Source organism: Alsobacter sp. KACC 23698 (assembly GCF_045348435.1).
GTDB lineage: Bacteria > Pseudomonadota > Alphaproteobacteria > Rhizobiales > Beijerinckiaceae > Alsobacter.
In genome coordinates this window covers 5,502,571-5,526,445 of sequence record NZ_CP157484.1, presented here as the reverse complement: position 1 = coordinate 5,526,445, position 23,875 = coordinate 5,502,571, and the positions used below count along the sequence as shown (strand labels likewise).

Sequence of the window (23,875 nt, the reverse complement as noted above, 5' to 3'; positions counted from 1 at the left end):
GTGAACAAGTCCCTCCTTCGCTCGGCCGGCACGGAAGCCAAGCTGCTGCTCATCGGCATCCCGGTGCTGATCTGGACGATGCTGCCGATCTACCATCTGTGCCTGTTCGCCTTCTCGGACAAGCAGTCGGCCTTCTCGGGCGCGCTGTGGCCGAAGAACCCGACCCTGCGCAATTTCGAGGTGGTCTTCGGGCAAAAGCACTACTTCCTCCACCTGTTCTGGCAGCAGCTGTTCAATTCGGTGTTCATCGCGCTCGCCACGGGCGCGCTGACGCTCTTCATCGCCACCTTCGCGGCCTTCTCGATTTCGCGCCTCAAGGTGAAGGGCGGCCGGACCGTGCTGAACATGGCGCTGTTCACCTATTTTATCCCCGCCGCCTTCCTGGCCGTGCCGATGTACCGCACGATGGGGCTCTACGGCCTGCTGAACAGCCAGTGGGCCCTCATCCTGGCCATGGTGACGATTGCGTCGCCCTACGCGATCTGGGTGCTGAAGCAGGCGTCCGACAAGCTGCCGGCCGAGCTCGACGAGGCCGCCATCATGGACGGCGCGACGCCCATGCAGCTGTTCCGGCTCGTCTATGTCCCGCTGATGCTGCCGTCCCTGGTGGCGGTCGGCACCTATGCGGTGTTGCTGGCCTGGAACGAGTACCTGTACGCTTTCCTGCTCTTGTCCAAGGACACCTCCATCACGCTGCCGGTCGCGCTCGGCAACTTCCTGGCGGCGGACGACTCGCCCTGGGAGCTCTTGATGACCACGGGCCTGATCTACGCCCTGCCGCCGGCCGCGATGTACTACGCGTTCAAGAAATACATGGTGGGCGGCCTGACGGCCGGCGCCGTGAAGAGCTGAGCGACCGCGAGACGACAGATCGGATCCAGCATGACCACACGACCGCTCCTCCTCGTGACCGGCGGCGGCCGGGGCATCGGCGCCGCCGTCTGCCGCCTCGCCGCCGCGGCCGGCTATGACGTCGCCATCAACTATGCGGGCAACAGGGCTGCGGCGGACGCCACGGCCGAGGCCTGCCGGGCGGCCGGCGCAAGGGCCGACGTGTTCCAGGGCGACATGGCGGCGGACGCCGACATCGCGCGCGTGTTCCGCGAGGTGGACGAGCGCATGGGCCGCATCGACGCGCTGGTGAACAATGCGGGCATCACCGGCCAGGCGAGCCGCCTCGACGACGCCGACCCGGCCGAGATCCGGCGCGTGATCGACGTCAACGTCACCGGCGCGATGCTGGTCGCCCGCGAGGCCGTTCGCCGCATGGCGCCGCGCCATGGCGGGCGCGGCGGCGCCATCGTCAACCTGTCGTCCGCCGCGGTTTGGCTGGGCTCGCCCGACACCTTCGTGTGGTACGCGGCCTCCAAGGCCGCCATCGACAGCTTCACGCTGGGCCTGGGCAAGGAGCTCGGCCCCGACGGCATCCGGGTGAACGCCGTCGCGCCCGGCCTGATCGAGACGGAGATCCACGACTCCGCCGGCCTGACGGGACGGCTCGACAAGCTGGCCTCGACCGTGCCGATGCGCCGCGCCGGATCGGCCGAGGAGGTCGCCAAGGTGATCCTGTTCCTCCTCTCCGAGCAGGCCTCCTACGTGACCGGCGCGGTCTATAACGTCACCGGCGGGCGCTGAACCTAGGGACCGCGAGCCTCAGGCGTTGGCGGCCTGCACGTCGGCCAGACGCTCCAGCAGCTTGCGGGCGTGGGCCCGTTCCGCGGCGCGGTCCGGCGACGGCTTGGCCCAGACCAGCCGCCCGTCCTTCCAGGCGAGGCCCGCCGCGCCCGCGCGCTCGACGAAGCCGGCCAGCCAAGGCGGGGGATCCTGTCCGTCGTGGCGGAAGGTCGCCGCGACGGCGTTCGGGCCGACGTCGAGCCGAGCCACGTCCAGCGCCCGGCAGCTCATCGCGATGCTGGCGCGGTCGATGAGCTGGACCACCGGCTCCGGCGGCTCGCCGAAACGGTCCTCGATCTCTTCGGCCAGCTGTTCGATCTCCAGCGCCGAGCGCGCCCGGGCGAAGCGCACATAGAGCTCCAGCCGCACATCGGCCTCGGGGATGTAGGAGGCCGGGATGACGCCCGCCTCCGCCATGCGCAGCTCTGGCGTCCAGTCGTCCGGGACGGGCTCGCCGCGGGCCGCCGCGATGGCGCGCTCCAGCATGTCCTGGTAGAGCGCCGGACCGATCAGCTTCATATGACCGCTCTGGTCCTCGCCGAGCAGGTCGCCGGCGCCGCGCTGGTCGAGGTCGCGGGCGCTGATGGCGAAGCCGGCGCCCAGCCGGTCCAGGGCGGCGAGAGTCTCCAGCCGCTTGCGCGCGGCCGCGCTCAGCGCGGCGGCGGGGTCGGCGGCGAGGATGAAGACGCCGCGGCGGCGGCCTCTCCCCACCCGGCCGCGCAGCTGGTGCAGCTGGGCCAGGCCGAAGCGGTCCGGCCGCCAGACCACCATGGTGTTGGCGTTCGGGATGTCGAGGCCGCTCTCCACGATGTTGGTGGCGAGCAGCACGTCCCCGTCGCCGTCCGCAAAGCGGATCAGGGCGTCGTCGATGTCGGCGGGCTTCATGCGCCCATGCGCGACGAGAAGCTTCGCCTCCGGCCAGAGCGCGGCGAGGCGCGCGCGCATCGGCGCGATGTCCTCCACGCGCGGGCAGACTACGAAGCTCTGCCCGCCCCTGCGCCGCTCGCGCAGCAGGGCGTCGCGGACCAGCACGTCGTCGAAGGGCTGAATCACGGCTCGCACCGGAACGCGCGCGGCCGGCGGGGTCGCGATGACGCTGAGGGAGCGCAGCCCCGCCATGGCGGCCTGCAGGGTGCGCGGAATGGGGGTGGCGGTCAGCGTCATCACATGGGCGTCGACGCCGAGCGCGGCCAGCGCCTGCTTGTGGCGCGCGCCGAAGCGCTGCTCCTCGTCGATGATGAGGAGGCCGAGATCGGCGAAGCGGACATCCTTGGCGGCCAGCGCGTGGGTGCCGATCGCGATGCGGATGGAGCCGTCCGCCAGCCCGGCCTTCACGGCCCGGGCGTCGGCGGCGGACACGAAGCGCGACAGCGCGGCCACCTCGATCCCCAGGCCGGCGAAGCGTTTGCGGAAGGTGTCGTAATGCTGGCGCGCCAGCACGGTGGTGGGCGCCGCGACCGCCACCTGCTTTCCCGCCAGGGCGGCGGCGGCCGCGGCCCGCAAGGCCACCTCGGTCTTTCCGAAGCCGACGTCGCCGCAGACCAGCCGGTCCATGGGCTTGCCGGAGGCGAGGTCCGCCAGCGCGTCCGCGATGGCGCGCGACTGGTCGGGCGTCTCGCCGAACGGAAAGCGCGCCGCGAAGCGCTCATAGGCGGCCTGCGGGGGCGTCAGAACGGGCGCCGTCCGGGCGTCACGCTCGCGCGCCAGTCGGGACAGGCGGTCGGCCGCATCGGCGATCTGCGCCTCGATCTCGGCCCGGCGCTTCTCCCAGGCCGAGCCGCCGAGCCGGTCGAGCGTGACGGTGTCGGGCTCCGAGCCGTACCGCCAGAGCCGGCCCGCCTCGTCGGCCGGGACCATCAGCGCCTCGTCGCCGGCGAAGCGCAGCCGGATGGTCTCGGTCGCGCCGGCGTCCGGCGTCTCGACGGTCTCGACGTCCTCCAGCACGGCGAGGCCGTGATCGCGATGCACCACCACGTCGCCGCAGCGCAGGTCCGGTCCGGCCAGCACCGACGCGGCCGAGCTCGCCTGCGCGCCGGCCCTGGCGCGGCTGCCGAAGACATCGCCGGCCGCCAGCACCGACACGCCTTCCGGCGCACGGAAACCGGCGTCGATGGGCAGCAGCAGCGTGACGAGCGAGCCAGGCTGGGCGGCGCGGACATCGGCCCAGCTCTCAGCCGCGACCGCTCCCGCGTCGAGGGCCTGCTCGGCCAGGCGCCGAAGCCGCCGTAGCCAGGGGCGCGTCGGAGCGGCGACGACGATCGTGCGACCCGCGTCGCGCTCCTTGCGGAGGAAGCGGCCCGCGCTCTCGGCAGGCAGCCGCTGGGTGGCGAAGGACGCGACGGCGGCGTCTCCCTGCGCCGGGCTCTCGGTGAGCGCGCCGGGCCGGCTCGCGAGGGCGTCCCAGTCGGCCTCTCCCAGATAGAGCGAAGCTCCGCCCCTGGCCTGGCCGTCGGCGACCAGCTCGAGGAAGCGCCGGGCCTGGCGGTCGGCGTCGGCCGACAGCGCCAGCGCGGCGTCGCCGAAGAGGTCGACGGGCGCAGCGAGGTCGGAATGCGTCGCCACGACCCTCTCGGCCATGGAGGCGCGGGCGGCGGCGAGGCCGGACCCGGCCTCGGTCGCCTGGTCGGGGCGCTGGAAGTCCTCCGTGGCGGGGACGATCGTCACCGCCTGCAGGGCGTCGAGGGTGCGCTGGGACACGGCGTCGAAACGACGGATCTCCAGGATGCGCCCGTCCTCGTGGTCCAGCCGGACCGGCGCGTCAGCGTCGGCGGGGAAGATGTCGATCACGCCGCCGCGCACCCCCATTTCGCCGGGCTCGTCGATGCGTTCGTCCAGCCAGTACCCCCGGCCGGCGAGCTCGCCAGTCAGGGCCTGCGGATCGATGGCCTCGCCTGTCCGGAGGGTCATCCGCGCGCCGCTCCAGGCCGCGGGGGGCGGCGTCCTTTGCAGAAGCGCGTCGGCCGACGTGACGATCAGGGGATGGTCAACGCCCTCGGCGATCCGGGCCATTGCGGCGGCGCGGCGTCCCATGACTCCGGCCGATGGAGGCGCGAGGTCGAAGGGGAGGCTGTCCCAGGCGGGCCAGTGCAGGACCGTGCGTTCCGGCGCGAGCCGGGCGGCGAGCGCCGCGACCTCCTCCGCTCGCCGCTCGCCGCCGGCGACGTAGACCAGGCCGCCGGGCCGCCGGGCCGCCTCGTCCAGCAGCGCCAGCGCCAGGGCGGCGGTGTGCTGCGGCGCTGCGAAGGCGTCGTCAGTCTCGGCCCCGACGGGGATCTCGGCGGCGCTCATGCGTGGCGGCTCGGGCGGGAGGTCGTCATCGGGGAGAGGAGCATCAGACAATGTCCGGCGGCGGGCGAAGGCCCGCCAAGGCAGCCTCAACGGCGCTGAGCCGCCGGAGGTTGCCGAACTGTGGCCCGGGCGGTCGAATTTGTCGCGCCCGGAGCGCCGGGCGACGGGATCGCGGTTCCCTTCGGGCCGTTTCCTGCTTAGGAGTGCCTCATGGAGATCACCGAGAGCCCCTGCGTCCAGGTCTGCGTCATCGATCCCGCCGCGCGGCTCTGCGTGGGATGCGGGCGCACGATCGACGAGATCTCGCGCTGGGCCGCGATGTCGGCCGCCGAGCGCCGCTCCGTCATGGAAGAACTGCCGGCCCGCATCGCCGGCGCCGACTTGCCCGCCCCTGCGACCCCCGTCCGCACCGGCCGCCGCAGGCTGCGCCAGCGCGGCTGACCTTCGGACATCACCGATCGCGCCGACCGGACCTTGCCGCCCGGTCGGGCGGGTCCACAATGAAAGCTGACGTCCCGTCTTTCAGGAGAGCGCCTTGGCCAATTCGTTTCAGGTGAAGCCCGGCAAAAAGGCGAAGCTCGCCGACCGGGACCCGGCCGACACCTCCTCGTTCAAGAGCGAGGAGCACGCCAGGACCAAGCTGGCCGAAGACATCGTGGTGATCGACAAGCTGCAGGACCGGCTCTACGCCGAAGGCCGGCGCTCGCTGCTGGTGGTCCTGCAGGGCATGGACACCGCCGGCAAGGACGGGACCATCCGGGGCGTCTTCAACCAGACGGGACCGCTGGGCGTCACCGTCACGGCGTTCCGCCAGCCCAGCGAGGAGGAGCGCGCCCACGACTTCCTGTGGCGGGCCCACCTGGCGGCGCCGCGGCGCGGCACGATCGGGATCTTCAACCGCTCGCATTACGAGGACGTGCTGGTGGTCAAGGTGCGCAAGATCGCGCCCGGCAAGGAGATCGACAAGCGCTACGACCAGATCAACGCTTTCGAGAACATCCTGACGCAGAACGGGACCACGATCCTGAAATTCATGCTGCACATCTCCAAGAAGGAGCAGCGGGAGCGCCTGCAGGAGCGCCTGGACGATCCCGAGAAGCACTGGAAATTCAACCCGGGCGACCTCGACGACCGCAAGCTCTGGGACGACTACCAGGACGCCTACGAGACCATGCTGGAGCGCTGCTCGACCGACGACGCGCCCTGGCGGGTCATCCCTGCGGATCACAAATGGGCGCGCAACGCGGCGATCGCAGGAGTCGTGCGCGAGACCCTTGAGGCGATGGACCCGCAATATCCGAAGGTGACGTGGGACCCCAAGAGCTTCACGGTCGAATAGACCGGCTGGCCCTGGCGCGAGCGTCCGGCCCCCCTTTCCGTTGAGTTAACGAGGATCCGATGAGTGAGATCGATGTGCGCCAGGCCAGCCATCCGGAGGCGGTGCGCTACTACGACACCGAGGAGTTGCGCCGCCACTTCCTGGTGGAGAGCGTGTTCGTCCCGGGCGAGATCGCCCTCACCTACAGCCATGTCGACCGCTTCGTGCTGGGCGGGGCCATGCCGACCGGAGCCGCGCTGAAGCTGGAAACCTCCAAGCCGATCGGACAGAAGACCTTCCTGGCCAAGCGCGAGCTGGCCGCGATCAATATCGGCGGGCAAGGCCGCGTCACCGTGGACGGGCGCGCCTTCGACCTCGCCGCGCGCGACTCGCTCTATGTCGGCATGGGAGCCGCCGAGGTCGCGTTCGAGAGCCTCGACCCGGCCGCGCCGGCCAAGCTCTACCTTTTGAGCGCGCCCGCGCACGCCACCCATCCGACCCGCAAGGTCGCCCTGTCGGAGGCCCGCATGGTGCCGCTCGGGTCCGAAGCCTCGGCCAACAAACGCGTCATCCACCAGATCATCCACCCGGACATCTTGCCGACCTGCCAGCTGGTGGCCGGCATGACGCTGTTCTCGCCGGGCAGCGTCTGGAACACCATGCCGTGCCACACGCATGATCGGCGCTCCGAGGCCTATCTCTATTTCGACCTCCCGCAGGACCAGCGCGTCTTCCACATGATGGGAGAGCCCGACGAGACCCGCCATCTCGTGGTGGCGAACGAGCAGGCCATCCTGTCGCCCGGCTGGTCGATCCATGCCGGCGTCGGGACCGCCAGCTATGGCTTCATTTGGGCCATGGCGGGCGACAACCAGGACTTCACCGACATGGACATGGTCTCCATGTCCGACCTGCGCTGAGGTCCGCCATGCCGAACGCCTTCGACCTCTCCGGCCAGACCGCCATCGTCACGGGAGCGAACACCGGCCTCGGCCAGGGCATCGCGGTTGCGCTGGCCCGCGCCGGCGCGGCGATCGCGGCGGTCGGGCGCTCCTCCATGGAGGAAACGCGCAGCCTCGTGGAGGAGAGCGGCGCGGCCTTCCTGGAGATCACGGCCGACCTCGGCTCGCTGGAGCCGATCGGGCGGATCGTGGCGGAGACCCTGGCGTGGCGCGGCCGAATCGACGCGCTCGTGAACAACGCCGGCATCATCCGGCGGGCGGACGCGATCGACTTCACCGAGCAGGACTGGGACGACGTCATGAACGTCAACCTGAAGTCCGCCTTCTTCCTGTCGCAGGCCGCCGCCCGTCACATGCTGTCGCGCGAGGGCGGCGGGCGGATCGTCAACATCGCCTCGCTGCTGTCCTTCCAGGGCGGCATCCGGATCCCGTCCTACACGGCGTCAAAGAGCGGGCTCGCAGGCCTGACCCGGCTGCTCGCCTGCGAGTGGGCCGGCAAGGGCGTCAATGTGAACGCCATCGCGCCGGGCTACTTCGTCACCAACAACACGGAAGCGTTGCGCAACGACCCGGACCGCAGCGGGCAGATCCTCGCCCGCATCCCGGCCGGGCGCTGGGGCGAGCAGGACGACATCGGCGGCGCGGCGGTCTTCCTGTGCTCGCCAGCGGCGGCCTATGTGCACGGGATCGTGCTGCCCGTCGACGGCGGCTGGCTGGCGCGGTGACGCCGGGCCCGGGCCGCGCACAGTCGCGTCCCGGAGGATCGAGGCGTCAGCCCTCGATTTCTTCCCGCATCATCTCGAGGCGCAGCCACTCCTCCTCGGCGTGGGCGAGATCGCCCTGCGCCTTGGCGAGGGCGGTCGAGAGGCGACCGAAGCCGGCCGGGTCGCGCGCATAAAGGGTGGGATCGACCATCGCCGCCTGCAGCCGCGCGATCTCGGCGCTCAGCGTCTCCATGGTCCGGGGCAGCGTCTCCAGCGCGTGCTTGTCCTTGAACGTGAGCTTGCGGCGGGCGGGCTCGGCCGCCGGCGCGACGGCGGGCTTGTCCGCGCGCGCCTTGCCGGTCTCGGGCCTGGACGGCGGCGTCGGCTTGGCGGTGACGCCCTCGCCGCGCTGGGCCACCATGTCCGAATAGCCGCCGGCGTATTCCTGCCAACGGCCCTGCCCTTCCGAGACGATCACGGAGGTGACGACGCGGTCGAGGAAGTCGCGGTCGTGGCTGACGAGCAGCACCGTGCCCGGATAGTCCGCCAGCATCTCCTGCAGCAGGTCCAGCGTCTCCAGGTCGAGGTCGTTCGTGGGCTCGTCCAGCACCAGCAGGTTGGAGGGCTGCGCCAGGGCCCGGGCCAGGGTGAGGCGTCCCCGCTCTCCGCCGGACAGGACGCCCACGGGCGTGCGCGCCTGCTCGGGAGTGAACAAAAAGTCCTTCATGTAGCTGACAACGTGCTTGGACTGCCCGCCGACGGTGATCGTGTCGCCGCGCCCGCCCGTCAGCGTCTCGGCCAGGCCGAGAGCCGGATCGAGGCTGTCGCGGCCCTGCTCCAGGGTCATCATCTGCAGGTTCGCGCCGAGGCGGATGGCGCCCGAATCGGGCGCCAGCGCGCCGGTGAGCAGTTTCAGCAGCGTCGTCTTGCCCGCGCCGTTGGGCCCGATGAGGCCGACGCGGTCGCCGCGCAAGATGCGGATCGAGAAATCCTCGACGATGATCTCGTCGCCATAAGCCTTGCCGACATGGCGCGCCTCGACGACGAGCTTGCCCGAGACGTCGCCGTCGCTGACCGTGAGCCGCACCGCGCCGGCGGCCTTGCGCCGGTCTGTCCGCTCCTGGCGCAGGGCGCCGAGCTCGGCCATGCGGCGGACGTTGCGCTTGCGGCGCGCGGTGACGCCGTAGCGCACCCAGTGCTCCTCGGCGACGATGCGCCGGTCGAGCTTGTGAGCCTCCTGCTCCTCCTGCTCGAGCGTCTCGTCGCGCCACGCCTCGAAGAAGGCGAAGCCCCGGTCCATGCGGCGGGTGCGTCCCCGGTCCAGCCAGACGGTGGCGCGCGACAGGGTCTCCAGGAAGCGCCGGTCGTGGCTGATCAGGACGAGCGCGGAGCGCATGCGCCGGATCTCGGCCTCCAGCCACTCGATGGCGGGCAAATCGAGATGGTTGGTCGGCTCGTCGAGCAGCAGGATGTCGGGCTCGGGCGCGAGAACCCGGGCCAGGGCGGCGCGCCGGGCCTCGCCGCCCGACAGCCTGGAGGGATCCTCCTCGCCGGTCAGCCCCAACTCCTCCAGGAGGTAGCGGGCGCGGTAGGGATCGTCGCTGGGCCCGAGGCCGGCCTCCACATAGGCGAGCGTCGTGGCGAAGCCGGCGAGATCAGGCTCCTGCGGCAGGTAGCGCACCGTCGCGCCCGGCTGCACGAAGACGCTGCCCTTGTCGGGCTCGACCTGCCCGGCCGCGATCCTCAGCAGCGTGGACTTGCCCGAGCCGTTGCGCCCCACGAGGCACAGCCGCTCGCCGGGCGAGACGGACAGTTCGGCGTTCTCGATCAACGGCGTGCCGCCGAAGGTGAGGGCGATGTCCTGCAGGAGGAGAAGCGGGGGAGCGGCCATTGGGGGCGGTGTCGCAGATCGCTCCGGCCCGCGCAAGCGCCGCCGGCCCGCCTTCGCCGGATCAGCGGCCCGGCGGGGGCTCGCGGCGCATGAGCGCCTCCACCTCGGCCCGCCGCGGCAGGTCCGCTCCGCGCCTGGAGCAGGTGATGGCGGAGGCCGCGATGCATTCGTCCAGGACGGCGGCGATCTCGTCCTCGCCGAGCTCGCGCAGCGCCCCGCGGTCGAGGCGGCCGGCGCGCGCCAGCCAGGCCAGCAGAGCGGCGTGGAACGTGTCTCCCGCCCCCACCGTGTCGACCACCGACACCACGCGGCCGGGCCGCTCGACGACCACGCCGCTGCGGGCGAAAGCGACGGCGCCGTCCGGCCCGCGCGTGAACACCACCAGCGCCGGGCCGAGCGCCAGCCAATCGCGTGCGACGGCGGCGATGTCGGCGTCTTCGCCATAAAGCGGCCCGAGATCCTCGGTGCTGGCCTTCACGATGTCCGCGCCGGCCACGAAGCGCTCGAAACGCGGCCGCCACGCGGCGACGTCCCCGACGACGCGCGGGCGCAGGTTGGGATCGAGCGAGACGACGACGCGCCCGCGCTCTCGTTCCAGCATCGCCTCGATGGCGGTGGCGATGGGCTCGACGGCCAGCGCGTAGGATCCGATCGCGATCGCGGCGGCGGCCGGTGGCAGGTCGGGCAGGTCCGAGGGGTCCAGCGCCCGGTCGGCGCCGCCTTCGCCGTAGAAGGCGTAGCCCGGATGGCCCTCGGCGTCGGTCGCCACGACGCTCAAGGTCGTCCGGTTGGCCACGCGCCGCACGAGGCTGACGTCGACGCCGTCGCGCGCGATCGAGTCCAGCAAGAACGACCCCAGGGCGTCGCGCGACACCCCGCCCCAATAGGCCGCCGGGCAGTCCAGCCGGGCGAGCCCGAGCGCGACGTTGTAGGGCGAACCGCCGGCGACGGCTTCGGCGCCGAGCGCGCCGCCGTCCTGCCGGATGAACACGTCAATCAAGGCTTCGCCGCATACGACAATCATGCCGGCTTCATTCCTGCTGGGCTGGCGACGGGCCGCACCATACTGGAATGGCGGCCCTGCGCCAGCGTCCAGACGGGACCGGCCCATGGCGCCGGCGCATCGTAACCTCCGGGTAACGTAAACGAATCGTCAATGCCTCACGGGCACAATCCTAGGATGCGAAACGAAGCATCTGCGGGTCGGTCCCGACCCGTCCGGTCCGCTCCGGCCCGATCCGGCCCTTCCCGCGCGCGCGCCGTCTGGCTCGCAGCGGCCGGGGTGGCGCTGGGCGCCTTCGCTGGCGGCCTGGGCTGGCGTCTGCAGGGCGATCTGCAGGTTGCATCCGCCACGCTGCAGGTCACGGGCGCGGGAGCGTCCGTCGATCCGTCGCTGGCGGAAAGCCACATGCGGCTGGCCGCTTCGGCGGCGGTGCTGTCGCGCGTGGTCGCACAGGAGAATCTCGCGGCCGATTCCGAAATCATGCCCGCCCCGCTCGGCTCGCTGGACGGCGTCCTGGCCGCGGCGGGGCTGATCAGCCCGACCGGCGAGGCGCGCGCCGCGGCCGCCGTGCGCGGCCTGTCCGAGCGCCTGTCTGTCGCCAGGGACGGCGCGCCCGACCTGATCCAGCTCTCCGTCCGGGCGTCCACGCCCGAGAAGGCCGCCCTGCTGGCGAACGCCGTCGCGGGCGCGTCCGTCGCCGAGCGCCTGGAAGCGCGGTCGGAGGCGAACCGCCTTGCGGCCCAGCGGGACGCGACCCGCCTCGCCGCCCTGCAGACCCGGCTCTACGAAGCCGAAACGAAGCTGATCGCGGCCCGCCAGCAGGGCGGTCTTGCGGCCGACCCCAAGGCGGAGCTGGCGCAGGCGAAGGCCCGCCTGGCCGAGGCGAGGCAGCGCCACGAGCAGGCGCAGCGCGCCGCCGCCGGACAGGGCGCCGAGGCGGGCGCGGATGCGGTCCGCACGCCTGCGATGGATCGCCTGCAGGCGCGCCTCGCCGAGGCGACCCGCGTGGAAGCGGGCTATCGCCAGACGCTCGGGCCGCGCCACCCGTTGATGGTGGACGCCCAGCAGCAGCTCCGCGACGCCCGCCGGGCGCTCGCGGACGAGGTCAAGCGCGCCGTCGAGGCGTCACGGGCGGAGCTTCAGGCCGCCGAGGCCGCCGAAGCCGCAGCCGCCTTGCGGGCGAACTCGGCCGCCGCGTCGACGGACGCCGGCGCGGCCAAGCTCCGCGCCCTCGAGACCGAGGCCGAGACCACCCGCGCGGCTTACGAAAAGATGCTTCGCGCCCGAGCCGGGGCCGGCGCCGACGAACAGGACGCTTCCGCAGGCGTCCGGCTGCTCGCGCCCGCGTCGTCGGCGACCGCCGTCCCGGCCGCGTCGCTCGCCGCATTTCTGGCCGCCGGGGCTGGGATCGGTTTGGCGCTCGGCGCCCTCGCCGGCCTGCTCGGCGCGTGGAGGAACGGGGCCGAGCGACGCGCCGGGGCGACGGACCTCGCCGGATCCCCGCCCAAGGAGCAGGTCCAGGATCTGGCCGGGACTGGAGCGTCCCCCGCGCGCGGCGAAGCGCTTCCGGCGCCCGCCTATGCGGTGACGGTGACGGCTGACAGGACCGCCCGCACGCTCGGCCCTGCGCCGGCCGTCCCCGTAAATCCGCCGGATCCGCCCGATGCGTTCGACGCCTGGTCCATGCAGCACGAGTCGGTCGAGGCTGCGGACCTCTCCTCGGAACGCCATTCGGACGCGGCCGATGCAGACCCGGCCGAGGCGCCCGGCCTCACCGAGGCGCGCGATCGTCCGGAGAGCGCCTATGCGCAGAACGTCGCCGCCATGGCGGAAGCCGTGCTGGCGGAATCGCGCGCGGACGGCCGGGAGAGCGGCGCGCCCTATACGGTGCTGGTCACGTCGCTGGCCCCGCAAGCGGGCAAGTCGACCCTGGCGGCCAACCTGGCCCGCGCGCTGGCGGGAGACTGGCGACGCATCCTTCTGGTCGACGCCCATCGGCGAAACCCGACGCTGTCGCTCGCCTTCGGGCTTGGCGGCCAGCCGGGCCTCCTGCGGATCGGCGGTCGCGACCGCCCGGTGCACGCGCTCGACGGCGACTGGGCCCAGGGCGTGTTCTTCCTGCCGGTGGACACGGCCCGGAACGGCCGGCCCGCGAAGCTCCCGGAGGGAGCGCGGCGCCGTTTCGACGGCGTGGTCGGAGAGTTCGACATCGTCATCATCGACGGCCCGCCCGCCGGCACGGAAGCGACGGACGCCGCCCTGGCGGCCAGCGCCGACCGTGTCCTGCTGGTGAGCCCGCCGGACCAGCAGGCCGACCCGGCCTGGGCCTCGGCGCTGCTCGCCGTGCCGCGCGAAAAGGTGCGGGAACTGCCGATGGCGGCGTGATCCGTCAGGCCGGCAGCACGCGGGCCAGCAGCGCGTCCGCATGGTCCGGCGGACCGGACGCGCCCCATGTCGAGGCGGCGAACTCCGTCCCGGCCCGCAGCCGCGCCGCATAGGCGTCCGCGACGTCCGGGTCTCCTTCGGTCAACGAAGCCATTGCGGCCAGGCGCGCGATGGCTTCAGTGATGCGCCGCGCGCGACGCTCGGCCTCGGGCGCGCGCAGGTCGGACACGATCGCGTCGACCATCGGAGGCCCGACCTCGCCGGCCTGCCGTCCCAGGGCTTCGAGGACGGCGGCGACTGCGTCGGGCGAACGCGCCGCGGCGCGCAGGACGTCGAGCGCCATGACGTTGCCGGACCCCTCCCAGATGGCGTTCACCGGCGCCTCCCGATAGGCGCGGGCGAGAGGGAACTCCTCCACATAGCCGTTGCCTCCCAGGCACTCCATCGCCTCCTGCAGCAGGTCGGGGGCCTGCTTGCAGATCAGGTATTTGGCGGCCGGGATCGCCAGCCGGGCCAAGGCGGCTTCAGCCGGGTCCGTCGGCGCCGCGTCGAGCGCGCGGGCGAGCCGCATCGCCAGCGCCGTGGCGGCCTCGACCTCCAGCGCCATGTCGGCCAGCACCGTGCGCATCAGCGGCTGGTCGATCAGGCGCCGCTGGAAGGCGGTGCGGTGGCGGGCGTGATGGACGGCGTGCGCCAGCCCCATGCGCATCAGGCCCGCGGAGGCCACCGCGCAGTCGAGCCGGGTGAGCTGCACCATGCCGATGATGGTGCGGACGCCCTGCCCCTCGTCGCCAACGCGCTCGGCGTAGGCCATCTCGAACACCGCCTCGGAGGAGGCGTTCGAGCGGTTGCCGAGCTTGTCCTTGAGACGCTGCAGGCGCAGGCCGTTCACCCGCCCGTCGGGCTCGAAGCGCGGGACGAGGAAGCAGGTCAGCCCTCCCGGCGCCTGCGCCAGGATCAGGAACGCGTCGCACATCGGTGCGGACATGAACCATTTCTGGCCGCTGACGCGGTAGTGATCTCCCGCCGGGAGCGCGGCCGTGACGTTGGCGCGGACGTCCGTCCCGCCCTGGCGCTCGGTCATGCCCATCCCGAGCGTGACGGCGTCCTTCTCCCACCACGGCCGCAGCGCGCCGTCATAGCGCCTGCCGACGATCCTGGGCAGCCATCGCGACAACGTCTCCGGTGCGGCCGACAAGGCGGCGACGCTGGCGTGCGTCATCGTCAGCGGGCACAGATGCCCGGCCTCGGCCTGGCAGGCCATGTAGAAGCGCGCCGCCCGGAGCGCCTGGCCGCTCGCCGCGGGACGCCCGTGGCCGGGCGTCGACGCCGCCGCGTCCCACCCCGAGGCGTGCAGCCCCGCAGCCATGCTCCGGGTCATCAGGTCATGATAGGCCGGATGGAACTCCACGTCGTCCAGGCGCTCGCCGCGCGGGTCGACCGTGCGCAGCCGCGGCGGGTTTTCGTTGGCCTGCCGCCCAAGGTCGGCGACTTCGCCCGACCCCCATGCGGCTCCGAAGGCCGACAGTTCGGCGACCTGGCGAGGCGGCGTCCCGGACCTCGCCACGGCGTCGCGGAGCGGCCGGTCCGCCTCGAAGAAGTTCGTGTCCCGAAATGGCGGCGACTGGTTCATGCAGCCCTCCCGCCGCATGCTCCCACACCCGGGCGCGCCTGTCAGGAGCGGGTCCGGACAAAGCCAAGGCCCAGTCTGGCGTGGCGGGAGGGGCGCCTATATAGTGCGGACGTGTCCGGATGCAGCGCTTTGCCTAAGCCGATCGATGGAGAGCGTGTTCTCGCCGGGCGCTCGGCGTGCCCAGGCTTTGGGACGGGTGGACTCTTCGTCATCGGCGGCGACGAGCCCGACGGCGAGCTCAACCCCTCTCAGGTCCGCCCGGACGTGGCGTCCGCGCCGGTCGGCGCGGTGATCGCCAGCGAGGACCTGACTCCCGCCGAGATGCTGCGCCTCGACGTGGCGAAGCCCGCCGCGATCGTGCTCTCCCGCGGCTCCGCCACCGGCCATGTCGCCGTGATGGCGCACGAGCGGAACCTGCCGTTGCTGGTGGGCCTGGGGATCGACTTCGGCGCCCTGGACCTGTCGGGCGGCGCCGACGCGCTGGTGGACGCGGTGGCGGGCGAGCTCACCTTGCTGCCCACGGACTCGCGGCGCGCCGCCTTCGCACAGAAGCGCGCCGTCTGGACCGAGGACCGGGTTCGCGACGTGCTCGCATTGCCCAGGCCCGCCGCCACCGCGGACGGCGAGCCGATCGCGGTGACGCTGGCGGTCGACGACCTGAGCCAGCTGCGCTCGCTGAATCCGGCGCACGCCGACGGCGTCGGGCTGATGCGCACCGAGATGCTGTTCATGAACCGCAGCGCCATGCCGGGGGAGGACGGCCAACTCGCCCTCTACCGCGTCCTGCTGCAATGGGCCGCCGGATGGCCCGTCTGCCTGAGGACCGTCGATCCCGGCGCGGGCAAGTCGCTTCCCGGGATGGAGGCCTCGCCCCTGCGCGGCGTCGCCTTCTCGCTCGCCCATCCCGATCTTTTCCGGATCCAGCTTCGCGCCATGCTGCGCGCCGCTGCTGATGGCGACCTGTCGATCATGCTCCCGATGGTCGAACGGCCCGAGCAGCTGCGCCAGGTCCGCGCCGCCATCGCCGGCTGCGTCGACGAGCTTCGCCGCGAGGGCCGGCCGTTCGGGACGCCGCCGCTGGTCATGATGGTGGAGACGCCGGGGGCGGCGGAGCGCATCGCCGAGTTCGATGCGGACGCCTTCTCGATCGGGCTTGGCGACCTCACGGCCCTGACGCTTGGGCGCGCCCGCGACGCCGGTCCAGACTCCGGACCGGACGCCCCGCCCGCCGTGCGCGCGCTGGTGCGGCGCGTCCTGGAGCACGCGTCGCGCTTGGGCCGGCCCTGCCGCCTCTGCGGCGTCGCCGCGGCGGACACGGCGCTGCTGCCCGTCTGGCTCGACCTCGGCGCGCGCGAGTTCTGCGTGGCGGGCGCCGAACTCGGTCGCGTGAAGTCGGCCCTAGCCGCCATCGACCTTCGGTCGCGCCCCGCGTCGCGCGCCTGACCGCATGCTGACGCCCGATTTCTACGCCCGGAGCCCAATTTCGGTGGCGCAGGACCTCTTGGGCGCGACCCTGCTGGTCGACGGCGTGGGCGGCCCGATCGTGGAGACCGAGGCCTACGCCCACGACGACCCGGCGTCGCACAGCTTCCGGGGGCCGACGGCGCGCAACGGCGCGATGTTCGGGCCGCCCGGGCGGGCCTATGTGTACCGCAGCTACGGGATGCACTGGTGCTTCAACATCGTGTGCGGCGACGCGTCCTGCGCCGGAGCCGTGCTGGTGCGGGCGCTGGAGCCGACGCACGGCGTCGACGCGATGCGCCAGAGGCGCGGCGTGAGCGAAACGCGCCTGCTCTGCGCCGGGCCGGGGCGCCTGTGCCAGGCTCTGGCCATCACCCGGGATCATGATGGATGGCCGCTCGAGCGACCGCCTTTCCGCCTGGAGCCGCGCCCCCGGTCAGTCGCCGTGCTGGCCGGACCGCGGATCGGCATCAGCAAGGGCGTCGAAGCGCCCTGGCGTTTCGTCCTGGCCGGATCGCGGCATCTGAGCCGTCCGGCTCCCAGGTCCGCTGACGCGACCATCGGCGGCGACGGCGCATCGTCCTCTTCGGAGCGGGACCGCTAGAGCCCGACCGCCTTGCGCAGCGCCGCATTGATGCGGTCCTGCCAGCCCGGCCCATCGGCCTGGAACTTCTCCAGCACCTCCTGGTCAAGGCGCAGCGAGACGACCTCCTTGGCCCCGGGAATCGCGGCCGGGGCCTTGGGGGCGGGCTCGACGGGTCTGGTGGTGGCGGCCTTGAAAGCGGCTTCCGCAGCCTGCTTCGGGCTGCCCATGCCGGTACGGGTCGGTCTGATCATGGGAATCTCGCTTGAGGGTAGGGACCCGATCCGCGCCGTCGCTCACGGTGCGGCTCCACCCTTCGACGAAGGCGAGATCGGGCTGCAGCATAGCGAGGATTGGCGCACCGATCCAGACGAAGATGGGAGATGGGGTCGCTGGCCCTTGCCCCTCCCCGCCGCCCGGCGCACGAGGCTGGGCGGCGGCGAGCGTCGTCAGGCGACGAACCTGACGTCGTCGGCGTTGAAGCGCGACAAAGCCACGTTTTTCAGCGTCCAGGCTTCGGTCGCCGACCGGGTGATCACCAGGTCCGCGCCCACCTGCCGGGTGGTGGCCCACACGCCGTTCCAGTCTGCGAACAGCGCCGTGGAGACCTGCAGCACGTCGTCGCCGGCCTGGTCGAAATCGGCGATGCGGTCCTGCCCGAAGCCGGCGCCGGACACGAACACGTCGTTGTCCGCGCCGCCCACCAGAGGGTCGTCGCCGATCCCGCCCGTGAGCACGTCAGCACCGGCGCCGCCGTCCAACGTGTCGACGGGCGCCCCGCCGACTGGCTTTCTGTCGATCATCGGAAGACGTCCGCTGCAAGGCCCGACCTTGCAATCGCGAGCCGCCCAGCGCATGACATCGATCAATTTTGGTGAATGATTGCTCGCGAGTTGTGCATGTCGACTGAAGGGGCGCTGAAGCCGGACTCCGGCCTCCACGGCCTTGCCGGAATTGCAGCCTATTTCCGCATCCCGGCCGACCCGGCGCATCTCGCGCGCGAGCTCGCCCTGGGCGAGCGGGCGGCGGAGGCCGATGACATCGTGCGCGCCGCCAGGCATGTCGGCCTGAAGGCGCGCATGCTGCGCGACGCCTCCGCCAAGCGCATCGCCGCCATCCCGATGCCCGCTTTGGCGCGCACCCGCGAGGGCGGCTACGTCGTGCTCGGCGGGCTGACGCCGAACGGCCAGTGCCGCACGGTCGATCCGGTGAGCCGCGCCGACCTTTTGCGGCCCGTCGCGGAGGTTGCCGCGGCGCTCGCGCCCGAGATCATCCTCGTGCAGCGCCGCGTCGGAGGCCCGGGCCTCGATCCCGAAAGCTTCAGCATCGCATGGTTCGCGCCCTCGATCTGGCGCTACCGCCGGGCGCTCGCCCATGTGGTGCTGGCCTCGCTGGTGATCCAGCTCTTCGCCCTGGTGACGCCGCTGTTTTTCCAGGTGGTGATCGACAAGGTGCTGGTGCACCGCAGCGCTTCCACGCTCTACGTGCTGGTCGCCGGCCTCATCCTGATCAACGTCTTCGACACCGCGCTGCAGTTCCTGCGCACCTATGCGCTGAACCACACCACCAACCGCATCGACGTGGAGCTCGGCCAGCGGCTCTTCGCGCATCTGCTGCGCCTGCCGGTGAGCTATTTCGAGACCCGCCCCACCGGCCAGACGGTGGCGCGCATGCGCGAGCTGGAGACGATCCGCACCTTCCTCACGGGGCAGGCGCTGTCCTCGGCGCTGGATTTCGTGTTCGCGATCATCTTCATCGCGGTGCTGTTTCTGTATTCGGCCAAGCTCGCCTCGATCGTGATCGCCACCATCCCGCTCTACGTGCTGGTGGCGGCCCTGGTCGGCCCGGGGCTGCGCGAACGCATCAAGGAGAAGTTCAACCGCGGCGCGTTGAGCCAGCAATTGCTGGTCGAGACCGTCGTGGGCGCCCAGACCGTGAAGGCCGCCGCCGTGGAGCCCGCCATGCGGGCCGAGTGGGAGGAGAAGCTCGCCGCCTCGGTGCGCACCGGCTTTTCGGCCAGCCTGATGGCGGCGGGCGGGCAAGGCGCCATCCAGTTCGTCAGCAAGCTCTCCACCGCGCTGCTGTTGCTGTTCGGCGCTGACGCCGTGATGAGCGGCGAGCTCTCGGTGGGCGCGCTGGTGGCCTTCAACATGATCGCCGGGCAGGTGGCCCAGCCGGTTCTGCGACTGTCGCAGCTGTGGCAGGATTTCCAGCAGGTCCGCATCTCGGTGGTGCGCCTCGGCGACATCCTGAACGCCCCGCCCGAGCCGGGCTCGCGCGCCATGGCGGCGCTGCCGCCGCCGCGCGGCGCCATCGAGTTCCGCCGCGTCAGCTTTCGCTACGCCCCGGGCGCGCCGGACGTCCTGAAGGAGATCTCGCTCGCCATCCGCCCCGGCGAGGTGCTGGGCATCGTCGGCCCGTCCGGGTCCGGCAAGAGCTCGCTGGCCAAGCTGCTGCAGCGGTTCTATGGCCCCAACGAGGGGCAGGTGCTCCTCGACGGAACCGACTTCGCCCAGGCTGACACGGCCTGGCTGCGCCGGCACACCGGCGTCGTCCTGCAGGAAAACCTGCTGTTCAACCGCACCCTGCACGAGAACATCGCCTTCGCGAACCCGGCCATGCCGCGCGCCAAGGTGATGCACGTCGCTCGCCTCGCGGGAGCGGACGAGTTCATCGCCCGCCTGCCGGCCGGCTACGATACGCCCATCGAGGAACGCGGCGCCAACCTGTCGGGTGGCCAGCGCCAGCGCATCGCCATCGCGCGCGCGCTCGCCACCGATCCGCGCATCCTGATCTTCGACGAGGCCACCTCGGCGCTGGACTACGAGAGCGAACGCATCATCCAAGGCAACATGCGCCACATCGCCAAGGGCCGCACCATGATCGTGATCGCGCATCGCCTGTCCACGGTGCGCCACGCCGACCGCATCGTCGGCATGCAGGACGGCCGCATCGTCGAGGTGGGCGCGCATGACGAGCTCCTGGCCCGTCCCGGCGGGCTCTACGCCAGACTGTGGGCGATGCAGTTTCAGGGAGCAGGCGCATGAACGCCGTGTCGCCGCCGCCTGCGCCCGACGACGCCGCCCCGGCCCCGCGGCCGCCGTCGCCCGCCTTCGCCCGCCCGCGCGTGAGCCGGGCCGACGCCGAGTTTCTGCCCGCCGCCCTGGAGGTGCTGGAGCAGCCGGCCTCGCCGATCGCGATGGCTTTCCTGCTCACCATCTGCGCCTTCGCATTCGCGGCGCTCGCCTGGGCCTGGCTGGGCTGGACCGACATCGTCGCCGTGGCGCACGGCAAGCTGCAGCCGACGGGGCGCGTGAAGGTGGTGCAGCCGCTCGAGACGGGCCGGGTGAGGGCCATCGCCGCCCAGAACGGCGCCTCCGTGCAGGAAGGCGACGTGCTGGTGGAGCTCGATCCGGATGATAGTGTGGCCGATGCCCGGGCCGCCGAGGCGGCCTTCGCCTCCTGGCGGGCCGAGGCCCTGCGCCGCGACGACGTGATCGCGCAAGCTTCGGCGCAGCTGCGCGCGCCCGCGGCGGCCGCTTGGCCGGACTTCGTCCCCGCGCCGACCCGCGCCCGCGAGGACGCGGTGCGCCGGGCGGACCTGCGCAACCTCGCCGGACAGCTCGCCTCCCTGGACGCCCGGGCCGCCCAGAAGCGCTCCGAGCGCCAGCGCATGGTCTACACCATCGCCGCCCAGGAAGCCCTGATCGGCACCCTTCAGGAGCGCGTCACGATGCGCGCCACCCTGCTGGGTGCGAACGCCGGCACGCGCTCCGGCGTGATCGACGCGACCGAATCGCTTCACTATCAGCGCATGGTGCTGGCCGGGCAGCAGGGCCAACTGGCCGAGGCGGAACGCGCCATCGAGGCCATCCAGGCCGAGCGGGACAGAACGCTGAGCGCCTTCCTGGCGGACAACACGACCCGCATGGCCGAAGCGCAGCGCCAAGCCGAAGAGGCCGAGCAACGCTGGGCGCGGGCGCGCCTGAAGGTGGAGCGCATGACGCTGCGCAGCCCCGCCGCGGGCGTCGTGCAGGCCTCCAGCGTCACCTCGCTGGGGCAGGTGCTGGCCGCCGGCCAGGAGGTCATGCGCGTGGTGCCGCGCGACGCCGCGCTGGAGATCGAGGTCTACCTGGAGAACAAGGACATCGGCTTCGTCGCGGTCGGCCAGGAGGCTTCCATCAAGGTGGAGGCCTTTCCGTTCACCCGCTACGGCGTGCTGGAGGCCCGCGTGACGCGCGTCGCGAAAGACGCCATTCCGGAGCCCGACGCCCGCCAGATCGAGGGCGATCCCAGCCGTTCCGCCGACAACCGTTCGTCCACCGGCGCGGAGCGCGTCCGCAGCCTCGTGTTCCCGGTGGTCCTCACCCCAAGCGCCACGCACGTCATGGCCGACGGTCGCGCCGCGCCCCTTTCGCCCGGCATGGCGGTCTCCGCCGAAATCAAGACCGGCCAGAGGCGCATTCTCGAATACCTGCTGTCTCCGCTCGCCGCCACGACGTCGGAAGCCCTGCGGGAGCGCTGATCGAGCAGCGCGAGACGGCTGCGCTCAGACCGTGTTTGGGCGGGCGGCGCCCGTCGCGTACGTCGTTGGGAAATTTGGCGCACCCGACACGATTCGAACGTGTGACCTTTGCCTTCGGAGGGCAACGCTCTATCCAGCTGAGCTACGGGTGCCTGCGGCGAGGCCGGCCGGGATTGTCTAGCCGATTGTGGGACGCGTCGCAAGGCGACGGGGATCGACGGCGCCGCCGGCGGCCGCCCTGCATCGGACGGCGAGGGGTCGCAGCGCCCGGCGCCAGCGGGAAAGCCGAAACCTGGGAGGGGCGCATGTCGCAACGGACGCCGCCATCCCCCGGCTCCGGCGACCTCCAGGGTTGGACAAGCAACTCACAGCCCATAGAACTCGATATACCATCACGTCTCAAAGTATTTACGATTTGATTCGACAGTGCCTAGCGTATCGAGGGCTGTCATGAAAACTATCAAGTCCAAAATCATCGCCATGCTCATGGTGGCGTCTGGCGGCGCCGTGATTGTCGGCGGTTCGTCTTTGTGGACCTTGTGGCACGTCGCCACCGTGCAGGAGAGAAGCGAACGCCAGGCGGATCTGTCTTTGGCCACAGAACGGATCAATTCCGCCGTGACAGCCGTCGTCATGGACTCCCGCGGCGTCTACCTGGCCAAGACCCGCGACGAGGTCGAGAAATTCGCCAGGCCCAACGAGGAGCGGCTACGGGCGCTCGGCCGGATGGTGGCCGAGCTCGGGACCAAGGTCGGCCCCGATGACCGCGAGCGCTTCGCCAGGCTTCAGGCGGCCGTGGCCGAGTTCATCGGGTTTCGCACGGAGACGATCCGGCTCGCCCGCGAGGTTTCGATCGCCGCCGCCGACGCGCAGGGCAACAACGACTTGAACCGCAAGAACCGGCAGGCCTTGAACGACCTGCTGGTCAGCTACTCGGCAGACAATGAACGGCTCGGCGATGCGTTCTCGGCGGAGGCGCGGCGGGTGGTCAGCCTGGCCGAGACCACCCTCCCGGCGGCGCTGCTGGCCATCCTGTGCGCCAGCTTCTTCGGCGCGCTGCGGTGGACGTCGCGCAGCGTCACGCGGCCGCTGCAGGACGCGACGGCGGCGATGGAGGTCCTCGCCCACGGCGATGTGTCGGTGGCGATCCCGCATGTCGACCGGGAGGACGAGATCGGCACGATGGCCCGAACCCTGGAGGTGTTCAGGGCCCATGCGGAGCAGATGAAGGCGCTCGAGGCGCAGGAGCGCCGCGCCGAGGCCGAACGCGCGGCGAGAGCCGAATCCATGATGGCCGTGGTGCATGACGTGGGCGAGGTCGTGGCGGCGGCCGCGGCCGGCGATTTCAGCGCGAGGCTGGAGATCGAGAGCACGGACGACCAGATGCGCAAGCTGGTCGGCGGCATCAACGAGATCAACGCTGTCGTGGATCGCGCCACGACGGAGTTCGCCGAGGCGCTCGGGCGCGTGGCGAAGGGCGACCTCACCCAGACGATCGCGACCGCCTACAGGGGCCGCTTCGCGGACCTGAAGATGGCCATCAACGAGACCATCGCGACGCTGTCGGAGACCGTCGCGACGATCCAGACCACCGCGGTCGACGTCGCAAGCGCCTCGCGGGAGATCCAGTCCGGGGCCGACGATCTATCGCGGCGAACCGAGGAGCAGGCGTCGTCGCTGGAGCAGACGGCCGCCACCACGGAGGAGCTCGCGGCCTCCGTGAAAGCCTCGGCGCAGGCGTCGCGCCACGCGCTCGAGACCGCCGAGGACGCCATGAGGGTCGCGGAAGGCGGCGGCCAGATCGTGAGCCAAGCCATCGACGCGATGGCGCGCATCGAACAGGCCTCGCAGAAGATCTCGGACATCACGTCGGTGATCGACGAGATCGCGTTCCAGACGAATCTCCTGGCGCTCAACGCGGCCGTGGAGGCGGCGCGCGCCGGAGAGGCCGGCAAGGGCTTCGCCGTGGTGGCTTCGGAAGTGCGCACCCTGGCCCAGCGCTCCAGCGAGGCCGCCAAGGACATCACCGGCCTCATCACCTCGTCCACCACGGAGGTGGCGCAGGGTGTGCGGCTCGTGCGATCCGCGGGCGAGTCCCTCGACAGGATCGTGAGCGCGTCTCGCAAGGTGGCGAGCACCGTCGACGAGATTTCCAGCGCCGCCGCCGAGCAGGCCAACGGCATCGACGAGATGAGCCAGGCCGTCGCTCATTTGGACGAGATGACCCAGCAGAACGCGGCGTTGGCCGAGCAAAGCGCGGCCTCGGCCGCCTCGCTCACGGGCCAGATCGAAAGGCTGAACGACGTCGCGGCGACGTTCCGCACGGGCCAGGGCGCCTCCGCGCAAGGCCGGCCGCCGGCCGCTCCATCAGAACCGGCCCGGCTGCGCGAAAGAGCCGCCAGCGCCTTCGCGGGCCGGCGCGCCGCGCGCGGATAGGCGCTGGCGGCT

General features: G+C 71.8%; 18 protein-coding genes and 1 tRNA gene. 12 read left to right on the top strand and 7 right to left on the bottom strand.

The window, feature by feature from the left end:
- Together ABEG18_RS26325 and ABEG18_RS26320 are read left to right on the top strand one after the other, a co-directional pair.
- On the top strand, window positions 1-852 hold the full coding sequence (locus ABEG18_RS26325) for a carbohydrate ABC transporter permease (protein ID WP_406855983.1): 852 nt from the start codon (window positions 1-3) through the stop codon (window positions 850-852).
- A gap of 30 nt (window positions 853-882) precedes the next feature.
- Window positions 883-1,635 carry an SDR family oxidoreductase gene (locus ABEG18_RS26320; protein WP_406855982.1) on the top strand — a complete coding sequence of 251 codons (753 nt, stop codon included), beginning with the start codon at window positions 883-885 and terminating at the stop codon, window positions 1,633-1,635.
- A gap of 18 nt (window positions 1,636-1,653) precedes the next feature.
- Here ABEG18_RS26320 and ABEG18_RS26315 read toward each other — a convergent pair whose 3' ends face one another.
- On the bottom strand, window positions 1,654-4,962 hold the full coding sequence (locus tag ABEG18_RS26315) for a DEAD/DEAH box helicase (RefSeq protein WP_406855981.1): 3,309 nt from the start codon (window positions 4,960-4,962) through the stop codon (window positions 1,654-1,656).
- Between the two features lie 210 nt (window positions 4,963-5,172).
- Between ABEG18_RS26315 and ABEG18_RS26310 the strand changes: the two genes are divergently transcribed.
- The 4 genes from ABEG18_RS26310 to kduD all read left to right on the top strand — a co-directional run bounded on the left by ABEG18_RS26310 (window position 5,173) and on the right by kduD (window position 7,967).
- Window positions 5,173-5,403, top strand: a complete 231-nt coding sequence (locus ABEG18_RS26310) for a DUF1289 domain-containing protein (RefSeq protein WP_406855980.1) — start codon at window positions 5,173-5,175, stop codon at window positions 5,401-5,403.
- A gap of 94 nt (window positions 5,404-5,497) precedes the next feature.
- Entirely contained in the window at window positions 5,498-6,301 is an 804-nt protein-coding gene (locus tag ABEG18_RS26305; protein ID WP_406855979.1) for a polyphosphate kinase 2 family protein, read from the top strand.
- A 59-nt stretch (window positions 6,302-6,360) separates the two neighbouring features.
- Complete coding sequence (gene kduI, locus ABEG18_RS26300; RefSeq protein ID WP_406855978.1) at window positions 6,361-7,200, top strand: 5-dehydro-4-deoxy-D-glucuronate isomerase; 840 nt, start codon at window positions 6,361-6,363, stop codon at window positions 7,198-7,200.
- Between the two features lie 8 nt (window positions 7,201-7,208).
- On the top strand, window positions 7,209-7,967 hold the full coding sequence (gene kduD / locus ABEG18_RS26295; RefSeq protein ID WP_406855977.1) for a 2-dehydro-3-deoxy-D-gluconate 5-dehydrogenase KduD: 759 nt from the start codon (window positions 7,209-7,211) through the stop codon (window positions 7,965-7,967).
- 46 nt (window positions 7,968-8,013) lie between these two features.
- On the opposite strand, the gene ABEG18_RS26290 is transcribed toward kduD, so the two are convergent.
- Both ABEG18_RS26290 and ABEG18_RS26285 read right to left on the bottom strand, forming a co-directional pair.
- Entirely contained in the window at window positions 8,014-9,837 is a 1,824-nt protein-coding gene (locus ABEG18_RS26290; RefSeq protein ID WP_406855976.1) for an ABC-F family ATP-binding cassette domain-containing protein, read from the bottom strand.
- A 61-nt stretch (window positions 9,838-9,898) separates the two neighbouring features.
- The gene (locus ABEG18_RS26285; protein ID WP_406858718.1) at window positions 9,899-10,828 is read right to left on the bottom strand and encodes a PfkB family carbohydrate kinase; all 930 of its coding nucleotides are present in this window, start codon (window positions 10,826-10,828) and stop codon (window positions 9,899-9,901) included.
- Window positions 10,829-11,119: 291 nt separating this feature from the next.
- On the opposite strand from ABEG18_RS26285, the gene ABEG18_RS26280 reads away from it, so the two are divergent.
- Complete coding sequence (locus tag ABEG18_RS26280) at window positions 11,120-13,225, top strand: hypothetical protein (protein WP_406855975.1); 2,106 nt, start codon at window positions 11,120-11,122, stop codon at window positions 13,223-13,225.
- A 4-nt stretch (window positions 13,226-13,229) separates the two neighbouring features.
- On the opposite strand, the gene ABEG18_RS26275 is transcribed toward ABEG18_RS26280, so the two are convergent.
- Complete coding sequence (locus tag ABEG18_RS26275; protein ID WP_406855974.1) at window positions 13,230-14,858, bottom strand: acyl-CoA dehydrogenase family protein; 1,629 nt, start codon at window positions 14,856-14,858, stop codon at window positions 13,230-13,232.
- A 129-nt stretch (window positions 14,859-14,987) separates the two neighbouring features.
- Between ABEG18_RS26275 and ABEG18_RS26270 the strand changes: the two genes are divergently transcribed.
- Both ABEG18_RS26270 and ABEG18_RS26265 read left to right on the top strand, forming a co-directional pair.
- Entirely contained in the window at window positions 14,988-16,301 is a 1,314-nt protein-coding gene (locus ABEG18_RS26270) for a putative PEP-binding protein (RefSeq protein WP_406855973.1), read from the top strand.
- Between the two features lie 4 nt (window positions 16,302-16,305).
- Window positions 16,306-16,923 (top strand): DNA-3-methyladenine glycosylase, encoded by a 618-nt coding sequence (locus tag ABEG18_RS26265; protein ID WP_406855972.1) that lies wholly within the window; start codon window positions 16,306-16,308, stop codon window positions 16,921-16,923.
- Here ABEG18_RS26265 and ABEG18_RS26260 read toward each other — a convergent pair.
- Both ABEG18_RS26260 and ABEG18_RS26255 read right to left on the bottom strand, forming a co-directional pair.
- Entirely contained in the window at window positions 16,920-17,156 is a 237-nt protein-coding gene (locus tag ABEG18_RS26260) for a BrnA antitoxin family protein (RefSeq protein ID WP_406855971.1), read from the bottom strand. The genes ABEG18_RS26265 and ABEG18_RS26260 overlap by 4 nt on opposite strands.
- A gap of 195 nt (window positions 17,157-17,351) precedes the next feature.
- Window positions 17,352-17,705 (bottom strand): hypothetical protein, encoded by a 354-nt coding sequence (locus ABEG18_RS26255; protein WP_406855970.1) that lies wholly within the window; start codon window positions 17,703-17,705, stop codon window positions 17,352-17,354.
- Between the two features lie 96 nt (window positions 17,706-17,801).
- On the opposite strand from ABEG18_RS26255, the gene ABEG18_RS26250 reads away from it, so the two are divergent.
- Complete coding sequence (locus ABEG18_RS26250; protein WP_406855969.1) at window positions 17,802-19,949, top strand: peptidase domain-containing ABC transporter; 2,148 nt, start codon at window positions 17,802-17,804, stop codon at window positions 19,947-19,949.
- Window positions 19,946-21,427, top strand: a complete 1,482-nt coding sequence (locus tag ABEG18_RS26245) for an HlyD family type I secretion periplasmic adaptor subunit (RefSeq protein ID WP_406855968.1) — start codon at window positions 19,946-19,948, stop codon at window positions 21,425-21,427. The genes ABEG18_RS26250 and ABEG18_RS26245 overlap by 4 nt, the downstream gene beginning before the upstream one ends.
- A 75-nt stretch (window positions 21,428-21,502) precedes the next feature.
- On the opposite strand, the gene ABEG18_RS26240 is transcribed toward ABEG18_RS26245, so the two are convergent.
- Window positions 21,503-21,579, bottom strand: a tRNA-Arg gene (locus ABEG18_RS26240).
- A 298-nt stretch (window positions 21,580-21,877) separates the two neighbouring features.
- Between ABEG18_RS26240 and ABEG18_RS26235 the strand changes: the two genes are divergently transcribed.
- Window positions 21,878-23,863 (top strand): methyl-accepting chemotaxis protein, encoded by a 1,986-nt coding sequence (locus tag ABEG18_RS26235; protein ID WP_406855967.1) that lies wholly within the window; start codon window positions 21,878-21,880, stop codon window positions 23,861-23,863.
- Window positions 23,864-23,875: the final 12 nt, after the last annotated feature.